Genomic DNA, 12,547 nt, shown 5'->3' with positions numbered 1-12,547 from the left:
TTGAAGTTTAGTGCACTTCTAAAGGCCAGTGAACATAGCTTTGCCACTGGCTTTCTTGATCGATGAGCTCTTTACCCAGTGGGTGATGCGCCAGCCATCCGGCAGGTAGCGTTACCGTAAGGTGTTCATCTCTTGCATCCAAATGAACCTCCGGCACTAAATCGTCACGGCGGCGGCTTGCGAAGATGATCGCAAGCCGTAACAAGCGACAAAGATGCTCAGCGATACGCGGGGGGACGGCATTTTGCTGGTGGAGCGAAGAGAGAACGACCGGGTTAGTCTGATTTAATAACAGCGTGGCTAACAGTTTTTTTTGCGCGGGGGTAAATCCCGGGAGATCGAGGTTGCGTACCAGATACGCCGCATGCTGTGGTGCCTGCTTAAAATCGACGCTCAGCCCAATTTCATGTAACTGGCAGGCGCTAATCAGTAGTTCACGACTTATCGCTTCAAGATGCCACTTTTTCTCTACCTGATCGAGGAACTTACTTGCCAGGTTAGCGACCCGATGCGCTTGATCGGTATCGACCATAAATCGACGCTGAATATTACGCAACGTACGGCTGCGAATATCCTGATCCACTGCCAGATGTAACATACCGTAGACCAGACCTTCGCGTAATGCGCCGCCGGCGAGGGTCATGCACTGAATGTTCAGTTCGGTGAAAATGGCAATCAGAATGGCCAGTCCGCTGGGGAACACCAGCGCACGTTCCAGCGTTAGGCCCTCTATTTCCAGCTCTTCCAGGCGTCCACAGTGAATGGCGCGCTGTTTTAACTGCTGGAGTTTGGCCAGCGTAATGCGCTCATCCATGCCCTGCGCCATCATGATTTCCTGTAGCGCCTGTACGGTACCAGAGGCACCAACACAGACTTTCCAGCCATGAAAGCGCAGTTTATCTGCTACCGGGCGTAGAACCTCACGCGCCGCCTTCTCTGCTTCGTCAAAATTTTCCTGCGCCAGATTACGATCGGTGAAGTACCGTTCGAGCCAGGTAACGCAGCCCATTGACAGACTAAACAAGGAGGTTGTTTGTGCGCCGGAACCGGTGACCAGTTCCGTACTGGCGCCGCCAATATCAACGACCAGGCGCTGATCGGCTCCGCCGGTCGTATGGGCGACACCCTGATAAATCAGTCGGGCTTCTTCTTCGCCGCTAATTACCTGGACAGGACAGCCGAGGATCTCTTGCGCTTTAGCGATAAACGCGTTGGCGTTTACGGCAATACGTAGTGTTGCGGTGGCGACGACGCGGATTTGCGGTTGTGGGATATCCTGCAGACGTTCTGCAAACAGGCGCAGACATTGCCAACCGCGCTCCATGGCTTCAGCGGAGAGAACGTTGTCGTTGTTCAGGCCGGCAGCCAGACGCACCTTGCGTTTGATACGCGTGAGCGTCTGGATGCTTCCCGCCACCTCGCGTACGACCAGCATATGAAAACTATTAGAGCCGAGATCGATTGCCGCATATAGCGAAGTAGAATTCATACACTTCATCCTTCAACCTGTATCTGTGTTGGCTGCGTTCTCTCACCCGAATCACTGACTAAAGTAAGCTCATCGGGGGTCGTTTTCTTGCCGCCTTGATACAGGCTGAATGATTTTGTGTATGGCATAACTTTTCTTAACCTGAACGACGACGATTACGCGGAGCACCGCCGGTACGACGCGGGCCATTGCCTGGGCGTGGGCGCGTCAGGCGCAGCGGCTTCGGCAGGTCAGTCATCAGCGCGTCCGGGTTGTACTTGCTGACCGGAATCGAGTGGCCAATGTAGGTCTCGATTGCAGGTAAATTCAGCGCGTACTCTTCACAAGCCAGGCTAATAGAATGACCACTTGCGCCAGCACGACCTGTACGGCCAATACGGTGGACGTAATCTTCACAGTCATCCGGCAGGTCATAGTTAAACACGTGCGTTACGGCTGGGATGTGCAGGCCACGCGCCGCGACATCGGTTGCGACGAGAATATCGAGATCGCCACGGGTGAACTCATCTAGGATACGCAGGCGTTTTTTCTGCGCCACGTCACCGGTAAGCAGACCTACGCGATGTCCGTCAGCAGCAAGACTGCCCCAGATATCTTCGCAACGGTGCTTGGTGTTCGCAAAAACAATGGCGCGATCTGGCCACTCTTCTTCGATTAGCGTTTGCAGTAAACGCATTTTCTCTTCGTTTGAAGGATAGAAGAGCTCTTCTTTGATACGGTGGCCCGTCTTCTGTTCCGGCTCGACTTCAACGTACTCGGCGTTGTTCATCTGTTCAAACGCCAGTTCACGAACGCGGTAAGAGAGCGTTGCGGAAAACAGCATGTTCAGGCGTTGAGTGGTTGGCGGCATACGGCGGAACAGCCAACGAATGTCTTTAATAAAGCCAAGATCGTACATACGATCGGCTTCGTCCAGTACCACGACCTGAATCGCGCCCAGGTTGATATGGTTCTGTTTTGCGTAGTCAATGAGACGACCAGTCGTGCCGATAAGAATATCGACGCCGCTTTCCAGCACTTTCAGCTGTTTGTCATAGCCATCACCGCCATAAGCCAGGCCTAATTTCAGACCGGTAGTTTGCGCCAGCGGTTCCGCATCGGCATGGATCTGCACGGCTAACTCACGCGTTGGCGCCATAATTAACGCACGCGGCTGATTCACCTTGCGATCGGCAATCGCGGGATGAGAGAGAAGATAATGAAACGTTGACGTAAGGAACGCCATCGTTTTTCCGGTACCGGTTTGCGCCTGCCCGGCAACATCACGGCCTGCCAGCGTAAGCGGCAGCGCGAGGGCCTGAATGGGCGTGCAGTTATGAAACCCTTTATTTTCAAGGGCTTCTATCACCTTTGGGTGCAGGGCGAAGTCGGAAAACTTCTGTTCTGTTAAATGTGTTTTGCTCATAGTGTGGTAGAATATCAGCTTACTATTGCTTTACGAAAGCGTATCCGGTGAAATAAAGTCAACCTTTAGTTGGTTAATACTGTACACAATTCATTCATGATGCGTCGAGATGGCAAGTGAATGGGTCCAAAGAAGCGTATTGAGTACGTGACCAGGACGCAGCGCACAGCCAACAAAAGGCGGCTTGAAGGATGATGTGTAAACACCAACACACCAGGCTTATTCCTGTGGAGTTATTATGAGCGATAAAATTATTCACCTGACTGACGACAGTTTTGACACGGATGTACTCAAAGCGGACGGAGCTATCCTCGTTGATTTCTGGGCAGAGTGGTGCGGTCCGTGCAAAATGATCGCTCCGATTCTGGATGAAATCGCTGACGAATATCAGGGCAAATTGACGGTTGCTAAACTGAACATTGACCAAAACCCAGGCACCGCGCCGAAGTATGGTATTCGTGGCATCCCGACCCTTCTGCTGTTTAAAAACGGTGAAGTTGCGGCGACTAAAGTTGGTGCACTGTCCAAAGGTCAGTTGAAAGAGTTCCTCGACGCTAACTTAGCGTAAGGAAGTATCATGATCGGGCGGCCATACTTCGAAATGATTCGGATGACTGGACGCCCGACTTGAGTCGTGCTAAGTTAGTGTTGACTTCGTATTAAACATACCTTATTAAGTTTGAATCTAGCTTTATCCAATACTTCCCGTTGTTTCTCGTGCGAGAAGTAGAAAGATTCAGGGCCTTGCCACTCAATCCGTCTTGTCGTTTCAGTTCTGCGTACTTTCCTGTGACCAGACAGCGAACAGACATGAGTCGATGGCCGTAAACAGGCATGGATGACCCTGCCATACCATTCACAACATTAAGTTCGAGATTTACCCCAAGTTTAAGAACTCACACCATTATGAATCTTACCGAATTAAAGAATACGCCGGTTTCTGAGCTGATCACTCTCGGCGAAAATATGGGCCTTGAAAACCTGGCTCGTATGCGCAAGCAGGACATTATTTTTGCCATCCTGAAGCAGCACGCAAAGAGTGGCGAAGATATCTTTGGTGACGGTGTGCTGGAGATATTGCAGGATGGATTTGGTTTCCTCCGCTCTGCAGACAGCTCCTACCTCGCCGGTCCTGATGACATCTACGTTTCTCCAAGCCAAATCCGCCGTTTCAACCTCCGCACTGGTGATACCATTTCTGGTAAGATTCGCCCGCCGAAAGAAGGTGAACGCTATTTTGCGCTGTTGAAAGTTAACGAAGTTAACTACGACAAACCGGAAAACGCCCGTAACAAAATCCTCTTCGAAAACTTAACGCCGCTGCACGCAAACTCTCGTCTGCGTATGGAGCGTGGTAATGGTTCTACCGAGGACTTAACGGCGCGTGTACTGGACCTGGCATCGCCGATCGGTCGTGGTCAACGTGGTCTGATTGTGGCACCGCCGAAAGCGGGTAAAACCATGCTGCTGCAGAACATTGCGCAGAGCATTGCCTACAACCACCCGGACTGTGTGCTGATGGTTCTGCTGATTGACGAACGTCCGGAAGAAGTGACCGAGATGCAGCGTCTGGTTAAAGGTGAAGTTGTGGCTTCTACCTTTGACGAACCCGCATCTCGCCACGTTCAGGTTGCGGAAATGGTAATCGAGAAGGCGAAACGTCTGGTTGAACATAAGAAAGACGTTATCATCCTGCTCGACTCCATCACGCGTCTGGCGCGTGCTTACAACACCGTGGTTCCGGCTTCAGGTAAAGTCCTGACCGGTGGTGTGGACGCTAACGCCCTGCACCGTCCGAAGCGTTTCTTCGGTGCGGCACGTAACGTGGAAGAGGGCGGCAGCCTGACCATCATCGCGACTGCGCTTATCGATACCGGCTCTAAAATGGATGAAGTTATCTACGAAGAGTTTAAAGGTACCGGCAACATGGAACTGCACCTCTCTCGTAAGATTGCTGAAAAACGCGTCTTCCCGGCTATCGACTACAATCGTTCCGGTACCCGTAAAGAAGAGCTGCTTACCACCCAGGAAGAGCTGCAGAAAATGTGGATCCTGCGCAAAATCATCCATCCGATGGGTGAAATTGATGCAATGGAGTTCCTCATTAACAAGCTGGCGATGACCAAGACCAATGATGACTTCTTCGATATGATGAAGCGCTCATAATTCAGGCATCATCCGAAAACGCCACGTTTTTACGTGGCGTTTTGCTTTTATGCCTGTAATCTTAACGACACAATAACAATAATACGGTATGACATACCGCCAGGTTGAAAAAGATTCGTAATTTGTATCTTGTGGTTGATAATTATACAGAACCATCGGATATGGAGACGGGTTTCCCTTCTGAATAAAGGTCTTCGTGGTTATACTTCTGCTATTAATTTTCTCTGAGAGCATGCATTGTGAATTTACTGACAGTAAGCACTGATCTCATCAGTATTTTTTTATTCACAACACTGTTTCTTTTCTTTGCGCGTAAGGTCGCAAAAAAGATTGGTTTAGTGGATAAACCCAACTTTCGCAAACGGCATCAAGGATTGATCCCGCTGGTTGGGGGGATTTCGGCTTACGCAGGTATTTGCTTTACGTTTGTGATTGCTGATTATTACATCCCGCATGCTTCTCTCTATCTGGCCTGTGCCGGCGTGCTGGTTTTGGTTGGCGCGCTGGACGATCGTTTTGATATCAGTGTAAAAATTCGCGCAACTATCCAGGCCGCGATCGGCATCATCATGATGTCGGTTGGCAAACTCTATCTGCTTAGCCTTGGGTATATTTTTGGCCCCTGGGAGATGATTCTTGGTCCGTTTGGCTATTTACTGACGCTGTTTGCCGTCTGGGCGGCAATTAATGCTTTCAATATGGTGGACGGCATTGACGGCCTGTTAGGTGGGCTGTCCAGCGTTTCATTCGCGGCGATGGGGTTTATCCTGTGGTTCGATGGGCAGACGAGTCTGGCCGTATGGTGTTTTGCGATGATCGCCGCCATTCTGCCTTATATTCTGCTGAACCTGGGCGTTCTTGGGCGCCGTTATAAAGTCTTCATGGGTGATGCCGGCAGTACGCTGATTGGTTTTACCATCATCTGGATCCTGCTGGAAACTACGCAGGGCAAAACACATCCTATAAGCCCAGTTACCGCGCTGTGGATTATCGCCATCCCGTTGATGGATATGGTGGCAATCATGTACCGGCGTTTGCGTAAGGGCATGAGCCCGTTCTCAGCCGATCGCCAGCACATTCATCATTTGGTGATGCGGGCAGGGTTTACTTCCCGCCAGGCATTTGTTCTGATTACGCTGGCTGCGGCCGTGCTGGCATCAATCGGTGTGCTGGCTGAATATTTCCGTTTGCTTCCGGAATGGGCCATGCTGGTGCTGTTTTTAATGGCATTTGGCCTCTACGGATACTGTATCAAGCGTGCCTGGAAAGTGGCGAGATTTATCAAGCGAGTGAAGCGCAGACTGCGAAGAATTCGTGAAGGCAAACCAAACTTAACCAAGTGAATTGAGGATGCGATGACACAACCATTACCGGGGGTAGACGCCGTGAGCGCTGAAAATGAACTGGATATCCGTGGGTTGTTTCGTACCTTATGGGCAGGGAAGGTGTGGATTGTCGGTATGGCGCTCGCATTTGCACTTGTTGCTCTCGCCTATACTTTTTTCGCCCGTCAGGAGTGGAGCGCAACGGCGATTTCAGACAAGCCTACGGTGAATATGTTGGGGGGCTATTACTCTCAACAACAGTTCCTGCGCAACCTGGATATTAAGGCCAGCCTCGCGTCAACGGACCAGCCGTCGGTGATGGATGAAGCCTATAAAGAATTTATCATGCAGCTTGCTTCCTGGGATACGCGTCGTGAATTCTGGCAGCAGACTGATTATTACAAGCAGCGCATGGTCGGAAACAGTAAAGCTGATGCCGCGCTGCTGGATGAACTGATCAATAACATTCAGTTTATGCCTGGTGATGCGTTGCGGAACACCAATGATAGCGTGAAGCTTATTGCGGAAACGGCACCTGATGCCAACAATCTACTGCGCCAGTACGTGGCCTTTGCCAGCCAGCGCGCAGCACGTCATCTGAACGATGAGCTGAAAGGTGCATGGGCCGCGCGGACGGTGCAAATGAAAGCGCAGGTCAAACGGCAGGAAGAGGTAGCAAAATCGATTTTCTCTCGCCGTGTTCATAACATTGAACAAGCGCTCAAAATTGCTGAGCAGCATAATATTTCGCGTACTTCTACTGACGTCCCTGCTGAAGAGTTGCCTGATTCTGAGTTGTTTTTACTCGGACGCCCTATGCTGCAGGCGCGACTCGAAAACCTGCAATCTGTTGGCCCAGATTTTGATATGGACTATTTTCAAAACAGGGCCATGCTGAATACGCTGAACGTAGGACCGACCCTGGACCCACGTTTTCAGACCTATCGTTATTTGCGGACGCCGGAAGAACCGGTAAAACGTGATAGCCCACGTCGTGCCTTCCTGATGATTATGTGGGGCATCGTTGGGGCCCTGATCGGTGCTGGTGTTGCATTAACCCGTCGCCGTTCGATTTAGCAATACCGTTGCAGTGAGGGGCTGGGCTCTCACTGCCAATCCGAAGAGAATCGATGTGAAAGTACTGACTGTATTTGGTACGCGACCGGAGGCCATTAAGATGGCTCCTCTGGTTCATGCGCTGGCTAAAGATCCTGATTTCGACGCGAAAGTTTGCGTCACTGCACAGCATCGGGAGATGCTCGATCAGGTATTACATCTCTTTTCCATCGTACCTGACTACGATCTCAATATTATGCAGCCAGGTCAGGGACTGACAGAAATTACCTGTCGAATTCTGGAAGGATTAAAGCCAATCCTCGCTGAGTTCAAACCTGATGTGGTGTTAGTCCACGGTGACACAACAACAACCCTTGCTACCAGTCTGGCCGCGTTTTATCAGCGTATTCCGGTGGGACATGTTGAGGCTGGGTTGCGAACGGGCGATCTCTATTCTCCCTGGCCGGAAGAGGCAAACCGTACGCTGACCGGACGCCTGGCCATGTATCACTTTTCCCCCACTGAAAATTCACGCCAAAACCTGTTGCGTGAAACCATTCCGGATGACCGTATTTTTGTCACGGGGAACACGGTCATTGATGCGTTGATCTGGGTTCGCGATCGTGTACTCGGAAATGAAGCGCTGCGCGCTGAACTGGCTGAGCGCTACCCTTTCCTGGATGCGGATAAGAAGATGATCCTGGTGACCGGTCATCGTCGGGAAAGCTTTGGTCGCGGTTTTGAGCAAATCTGCCATGCACTGGCGGAAATTGCCGCGGCTAATCAGAATGTACAGATTGTCTATCCGGTTCACCTGAACCCCAACGTTAGCGAGCCGGTAAATCGTATTCTGGGTCACGTTGAGAACGTGATACTCATTGAACCGCAGGACTATCTGCCATTCGTCTGGCTGATGAATCATGCCTGGCTTATCCTTACCGATTCTGGCGGGATTCAGGAGGAAGCGCCTTCTCTGGGTAAACCTGTGTTGGTGATGCGCGAAACAACGGAACGGCCAGAAGCTATTACCGCAGGCACAGTTCGTCTGGTTGGGACTGACCCTCAGCGTATTGTGGCAGAAGTCACGCGCTTGCTGCATGACGAAAATGAATATCAGACCATGAGCCGCGCCCATAATCCGTATGGAGATGGGCAGGCGTGTGGCCGCATTTTACACGCGTTAAAAAATAATCGGATATCGCTATGAGTTTTACGACCATTTCTGTCATTGGGCTGGGTTATATCGGACTGCCAACGGCGGCCGCTTTTGCTTCCCGTCAAAAACATGTTATTGGCGTAGATGTAAATCAACATGCGGTGGATACCATTAACCGCGGTGAAATCCACATCGTTGAACCTGATTTGGCTGCGGTGGTGAAAACAGCAGTCGAAAATGGCTTTCTGCGTGCGGTTACGACACCTGTTGAAGCAGACGCTTATCTGATTGCTGTGCCAACCCCCTTCAAGGGGGAGCATGAACCCGATATGGTCTACGTTGAAGCCGCAGCGAAGTCGCTTGCGCCGGTGCTGAAAAAAGGGGCGTTGGTGATCCTTGAATCGACGTCACCCGTCGGGGCAACGGAACAGATGGCAGCATGGCTTGCAGAAATGCGCCCTGACCTGACTTTCCCGCAGCAGGCGGGGGAACAAGCTGATGTGAACATTGCTTATTGTCCGGAGCGCGTGCTGCCAGGCCAGGTGATGGTTGAACTGATTAAAAATGACCGTGTGATTGGCGGAATGACCCCCGTCTGCTCTACGCGTGCCAGCGAACTGTACAACATCTTCCTCGAAGGTGAATGCGTGGTGACTAACGCCCGCACCGCAGAAATGTGCAAGTTGACCGAAAACAGCTTCCGCGATGTCAACATTGCCTTTGCTAATGAACTGTCGCTGATTTGCGCCGATCAGGGGATTAACGTCTGGGAACTGATCCGTCTGGCGAACCGTCACCCGCGGGTTAATATTTTGCAGCCTGGACCTGGCGTTGGCGGACACTGTATCGCGGTCGACCCGTGGTTTATTGTGGCACAGAACCCGCAGCAGGCGAGATTGATCCGCACCGCACGTGAGGTAAATGACAGTAAGCCTCATTGGGTTGTCGATCGGGTAAAAGCCGCTGTAGCGGATTGTCTGACGGAGACCAATAAACGTGCCAGCGACGTAAAAATTGCCTGTTTTGGTCTGGCATTCAAACCGAATATTGATGATTTACGTGAAAGCCCGGCAATGGGGGTGGCACAAAGTATCGCACGCTGGCACCGCGGCGAGACGTGGGTGGTTGAACCGAATATTCATCAACTGCCGAAAAAACTGGATGGCCTGTGCCAACTGGCGAAACTGGATGCTGCGTTGGCAAGTGCCGATGTGCTGGTGATGCTGGTTGACCATAATGAATTTAAAGCGATTAAAGGCGATGCGGTTCACCAGCAATACGTGGTTGATACCAAAGGAGTCTGGCGCTAATGAAACGAATTCTGGTTACCGGTGGTGCAGGATTTATTGGCTCAGCGGTTGTGCGTCACATCATTAATGAGACTCGGGATGCCGTGGTCGTGGTTGATAAGCTAACCTATGCCGGAAACCTGATGTCGCTGGCGCCGGTTGCACAGAATGCCCGTTTTGCCTTTGAACGCGTGGATATCTGCGATCGCCTGGCGCTCGACAACGTGTTTCAACAGTATCAGCCGGATTGCGTGATGCACCTGGCGGCAGAAAGTCATGTCGATCGTTCTATCGATGGCCCCGCCGCATTTATTGAAACCAATATTGTCGGGACCTACACGTTGCTGGAAGCCGCTCGCGCATACTGGAATGTGTTAACCGATGATAAAAAGCAGGCGTTTCGTTTCCACCATATATCAACCGATGAGGTGTATGGCGATCTGCATTCTACGGATGATTTCTTTACCGAAACGACGCCATATGCACCGAGTAGTCCTTATTCCGCGTCAAAGGCCAGCAGCGATCATCTGGTACGTGCCTGGTTGCGCACCTACGGGTTGCCAACGTTAATGACTAACTGCTCCAACAACTATGGTCCCTACCATTTCCCGGAAAAACTGATCCCGCTGATGATACTCAATGCACTGGCGGGAAAACCTCTGCCGGTGTACGGCAACGGACAGCAGATTCGTGACTGGCTGTATGTGGAAGATCATGCCCGGGCGCTCTATTGCGTCGCGACAACCGGTGCGGTTGGCGAGACCTATAATATTGGTGGTCATAACGAGCGTAAAAACCTGGACGTGGTCGAAACGATTTGCAGCTTGTTGGAAGAACTGGCGCCGCAAAAACCACAAGGTGTTATGCGGTATCGTGAATTGATCACCTATGTTGAAGATCGCCCAGGCCATGATCTGCGCTATGCCATTGATGCGTCGAAAATTGCGCGTGAACTTGGCTGGGTGCCGCAGGAAACGTTTGAAAGTGGGATGCGTAAAACCGTGCAATGGTATCTGGCAAATGAGGCCTGGTGGAAACCCGTGCAGGATGGCAGCTACCAGGGTGAGCGTTTGGGTCTGAAGGGCTAACAGCCTGGTTTTGGCGCCCGGAGGAGGGATCATATGAAAGGTATCATTCTGGCAGGTGGCTCAGGTACTCGCCTGTACCCCATTACGCGCGGTGTATCGAAGCAGCTATTGCCTATTTACGATAAGCCCATGATCTATTACCCGCTATCGGTACTGATGCTGGCGGGAATTCGCGAGATCCTGATTATTACCACACCGGAAGATAAAGGGTATTTCCAGCGTTTGCTGGGAGATGGCTCTGAGTTCGGTATTGATTTGCACTATGCAGAGCAGCCCAGTCCGGATGGTTTAGCACAGGCGTTCATTATTGGTGAAGCGTTCCTTAACGGCGAACCGTCATGTCTGGTGCTTGGGGACAATATCTTCTTTGGTCAGGGATTTAGTCCAAAACTACGCCACGTCGCTGCCAGAACGCAAGGTGCGACGGTATTTGGCTATCAGGTGATGGATCCTGAGCGTTTCGGTGTGGTGGAGTTCGATGACAATTTTCGGGCAGTCTCGCTGGAAGAGAAGCCGAAAGAACCAAAATCAAACTGGGCGGTGACAGGACTCTATTTCTACGACAGTAAGGTCGTGGAATACGCAAAGCGCGTGAAACCTTCTGAGCGTGGGGAACTGGAAATTACCTCCATTAACCAGATGTACCTTGACGATGGCAATCTGACCGTTGAACTGCTTGGCCGTGGCTTTGCCTGGCTGGATACCGGTACGCATGACAGTCTGATTGAAGCGAGCACTTTTGTGCAGACGGTAGAGAAACGTCAGGGCTTTAAAATCGCCTGCCTGGAAGAAATAGCATGGCGCAATGGCTGGCTGGATGATGAAGGTGTAAGACGTGCCGCCAGCTCTCTGGCTAAAACAGGCTACGGCCAATATTTGCTGGAGCTTCTCCGTGCCCGTCCGCGCCAGTATTGAGTCTCTGGATTGGGAAAATACGTTCTTTGGCGTGAATAGCGCCATCGTACGGTTTGACCCGCACGCACCAATCCTGACAGCAGACGTTTTACAGCGCTGGGAACGGGTGCAGGCAAAAATTCCTGCTGCAAATACGTATGAATTAGATGCTTTACAGCAGTTGGGTTTTTCACTGGTCGAAGGTGAGATGGACTTTGTTCTGCCGGTTACGTGCGCCCGTGAAAATCCCGGTGCACAGGTGGCGCAAGCTGCGGATATTCCGCTGCTGCGTCAACTGGCTGGAGTGGCGTTCGCCCAAAGTCGTTTCCGCGCACCATGGTATCCCGTGGAGGCCAGTGCGCGTTTTTATGCACAGTGGATAGAAAACGCTGTGCTGGGCACGTTCGATCATCAGTGCCTCATTTTTCGCACACAGACAGGTGGGATTCGCGGTTATGTCTCGCTACGTGACGTTAATGATACTGATGCACGTATTGGCCTGCTGGCTGGTCGTGGTGCAGGTGCCGAACTCATGCAGGCTGCGCTTTGCTGGGCACAGGCTCGCGGTAAAACAACATTGCGGGTGGCGACCCAGATGGGCAACACCGCCGCGCTTAAACGTTATATACAGAGCGGTGCAAATGTGGAAAGCACCGCGTACTGGTTATACAGGTGACAA

The 12,547-nt window shown here is 51.5% G+C and carries 12 protein-coding genes; 10 read left to right on the top strand and 2 right to left on the bottom strand.

All coding sequences use genetic code 11. The features are described from left to right. Positions 1-7 precede the first annotated feature (7 nt). A complete protein-coding gene (gppA, locus tag HV261_RS02175) occupies positions 8-1,489 on the bottom strand; it encodes a guanosine-5'-triphosphate,3'-diphosphate diphosphatase (RefSeq protein ID WP_202037321.1) in 1,482 nt (493 codons plus the stop codon). 136 nt (positions 1,490-1,625) lie between these two features. Continuing rightward, positions 1,626-2,894: an ATP-dependent RNA helicase RhlB gene (gene rhlB, locus HV261_RS02170; RefSeq protein ID WP_202037320.1), complete on the bottom strand. Its 1,269-nt coding sequence runs from the start codon at positions 2,892-2,894 to the stop codon at positions 1,626-1,628. Positions 2,895-3,132: 238 nt separating this feature from the next. On the opposite strand from rhlB, the gene trxA reads away from it, so the two are divergent. The 10 genes from trxA to rffC all read left to right on the top strand — a co-directional run bounded on the left by trxA (position 3,133) and on the right by rffC (position 12,544). Next, positions 3,133-3,462, top strand: a complete 330-nt coding sequence (gene trxA / locus HV261_RS02165) for a thioredoxin TrxA (RefSeq protein WP_001280776.1) — start codon at positions 3,133-3,135, stop codon at positions 3,460-3,462. A gap of 176 nt (positions 3,463-3,638) precedes the next feature. Then, positions 3,639-3,722, top strand: a complete 84-nt coding sequence (locus HV261_RS02160) for a rho operon leader peptide (protein WP_202039646.1) — start codon at positions 3,639-3,641, stop codon at positions 3,720-3,722. A 78-nt stretch (positions 3,723-3,800) separates the two neighbouring features. Next, complete coding sequence (rho, locus tag HV261_RS02155) at positions 3,801-5,060, top strand: transcription termination factor Rho (protein ID WP_002437993.1); 1,260 nt, start codon at positions 3,801-3,803, stop codon at positions 5,058-5,060. A 239-nt stretch (positions 5,061-5,299) separates the two neighbouring features. Further along, positions 5,300-6,403 carry a UDP-N-acetylglucosamine--undecaprenyl-phosphate N-acetylglucosaminephosphotransferase gene (wecA, locus tag HV261_RS02150; RefSeq protein ID WP_202037319.1) on the top strand — a complete coding sequence of 368 codons (1,104 nt, stop codon included), beginning with the start codon at positions 5,300-5,302 and terminating at the stop codon, positions 6,401-6,403. Positions 6,404-6,415: 12 nt separating this feature from the next. After that, entirely contained in the window at positions 6,416-7,462 is a 1,047-nt protein-coding gene (gene wzzE / locus HV261_RS02145) for an ECA polysaccharide chain length modulation protein (protein ID WP_202037318.1), read from the top strand. Between the two features lie 55 nt (positions 7,463-7,517). Beyond that, positions 7,518-8,648 carry a non-hydrolyzing UDP-N-acetylglucosamine 2-epimerase gene (wecB, locus tag HV261_RS02140; RefSeq protein WP_048214061.1) on the top strand — a complete coding sequence of 377 codons (1,131 nt, stop codon included), beginning with the start codon at positions 7,518-7,520 and terminating at the stop codon, positions 8,646-8,648. After that, entirely contained in the window at positions 8,645-9,907 is a 1,263-nt protein-coding gene (gene wecC / locus HV261_RS02135; RefSeq protein ID WP_202037317.1) for a UDP-N-acetyl-D-mannosamine dehydrogenase, read from the top strand. The genes wecB and wecC overlap by 4 nt, the downstream gene beginning before the upstream one ends. Further along, on the top strand, positions 9,907-10,974 hold the full coding sequence (rffG, locus tag HV261_RS02130) for a dTDP-glucose 4,6-dehydratase (RefSeq protein ID WP_202037316.1): 1,068 nt from the start codon (positions 9,907-9,909) through the stop codon (positions 10,972-10,974). Before wecC ends, rffG begins: the two co-directional genes overlap by 1 nt. 33 nt (positions 10,975-11,007) lie before the next feature. Next, the gene (gene rfbA, locus HV261_RS02125; protein ID WP_202037315.1) at positions 11,008-11,889 is read left to right on the top strand and encodes a glucose-1-phosphate thymidylyltransferase RfbA; all 882 of its coding nucleotides are present in this window, start codon (positions 11,008-11,010) and stop codon (positions 11,887-11,889) included. Beyond that, entirely contained in the window at positions 11,867-12,544 is a 678-nt protein-coding gene (rffC, locus tag HV261_RS02120) for a dTDP-4-amino-4,6-dideoxy-D-galactose acyltransferase (protein ID WP_202037314.1), read from the top strand. Before rfbA ends, rffC begins: the two co-directional genes overlap by 23 nt. Positions 12,545-12,547 lie beyond the last annotated feature (3 nt).

The sequence above is a fragment of the Citrobacter sp. RHBSTW-00671 genome, assembly GCF_014103415.1.
Lineage (GTDB): Bacteria > Pseudomonadota > Gammaproteobacteria > Enterobacterales > Enterobacteriaceae > Citrobacter.
This window is presented reverse-complemented; position numbering and strand designations above follow the sequence as displayed.

What these genes read in the sequence shown, in the direction of transcription:
- wecC (WP_202037317.1), top strand. Translation starts at nt 8,645, where the DNA reads ATGAGTTTTACGACCATTTCTGTCATTGGGCTGGGTTATATCGGACTG.
- trxA (WP_001280776.1), top strand. Translation starts at nt 3,133, where the DNA reads ATGAGCGATAAAATTATTCACCTGACTGACGACAGTTTTGACACGGAT.
- rhlB (WP_202037320.1), bottom strand. Translation starts at nt 2,894, where the DNA reads ATGAGCAAAACACATTTAACAGAACAGAAGTTTTCCGACTTCGCCCTG.
- wzzE (WP_202037318.1), top strand. Translation starts at nt 6,416, where the DNA reads ATGACACAACCATTACCGGGGGTAGACGCCGTGAGCGCTGAAAATGAA.
- rfbA (WP_202037315.1), top strand. Translation starts at nt 11,008, where the DNA reads ATGAAAGGTATCATTCTGGCAGGTGGCTCAGGTACTCGCCTGTACCCC.
- gppA (WP_202037321.1), bottom strand. Translation starts at nt 1,489, where the DNA reads ATGAATTCTACTTCGCTATATGCGGCAATCGATCTCGGCTCTAATAGT.
- rffG (WP_202037316.1), top strand. Translation starts at nt 9,907, where the DNA reads ATGAAACGAATTCTGGTTACCGGTGGTGCAGGATTTATTGGCTCAGCG.
- rho (WP_002437993.1), top strand. Translation starts at nt 3,801, where the DNA reads ATGAATCTTACCGAATTAAAGAATACGCCGGTTTCTGAGCTGATCACT.